Source organism: Rossellomorea aquimaris, from assembly GCF_001877785.1.
Lineage (GTDB): Bacteria > Bacillota > Bacilli > Bacillales > Bacillaceae_B > Rossellomorea > Rossellomorea aquimaris_A.
In genome coordinates, this window is record NZ_MINN01000092.1 from 1 (window position 1) to 943 (window position 943).

1 protein-coding gene and 1 pseudogene are annotated in these 943 nt (G+C 46.6%); both read right to left on the bottom strand.

What is annotated here, in order from left to right; all coding sequences use genetic code 11:
• A pseudogene (locus BHE18_RS12495) lies at positions 1 to 187 on the bottom strand (two-component sensor histidine kinase); the annotation flags it as partial.
• The gene (locus BHE18_RS12500) at positions 184 to 738 is read right to left on the bottom strand and encodes a sugar ABC transporter substrate-binding protein (RefSeq protein ID WP_071618909.1); all 555 of its coding nucleotides are present in this window, start codon (positions 736 to 738) and stop codon (positions 184 to 186) included. The gene BHE18_RS12500 and the pseudogene BHE18_RS12495, both read right to left, overlap by 4 nt.
• Between the last annotated feature and the right edge of the window lie 205 nt (positions 739 to 943).

The following is a 943-nucleotide window of genomic DNA, read 5'->3' on the forward strand; positions in this document are numbered from 1 at the left end:
CGTTCAAATTGGTCACGGTCTGCTGGCTCGAAGCAGTTACTTCATTCATCTGCAGATAGCGCTCCAAAATATCATTGTATTGATCCTGCATTTTCTGGTTATAAAACGTCAATGCTAGCCAAATCGCGAACATCATGACAATGACGATTCCCGCGAGCATCCAAATCTTTTTTTGGATCGTGTTCACGGCAATTCATCCTTTCCTTCCACTATGCGGATATCGGTCACATATCCTGCAGAATCGAGAGGGACAACTTCATTGCGAAGCCACTTCATCATCATCTCGACGCTTTTCGCCCCCATCTCTTTCGGCGATTGTTCGATGATCGCATCCAGCTTCCCCTCTGTTAGCAGCTCAGAAGCATCCGAACCGTCATCGAACGAATACAGAAAAAATGGTTCGAGTTCGGTGCGGCTGCTGATTTCCTGCATGACTACACGGGCTTGACGGATATCGAGCAAGATGAATGCATCGACATTCGGATGCTGGTTCAGTGCGCTTTGCGCAGCAGCTGCTGCTTCCTCGTCAGATGATCCACTTTCTATATAAATGGACCGGATCTCAGGATATTGTTTGAGACTTTCCTCCATTCCGTTCAAGCGGAGGCGCTCACTATATTCGAGATTGCCATCACCCAGCAGGACGATTTCTCCTGAGTCGCCCATATCATCCAACAATTGTTCCATCAGCAATTCACCGGCAGCATAGTGGTAAAAAAAAAAAAAAACACTATACACACCTTCGAGCCCAAATTCCGAACCCCTATCTTCTCCCCGTCTCCTATCCTCCTACACAACACCTCACTCCTCCTCCCTCCTCTACATTCACCCACCCAAGTAGACCACTTATAGTAACTTTCACCATTAAACCAGACATAGCACACAATGTCATCAAAACGAACTGAGATTTCATCATCCACATATCAAACACAACGCCAACACA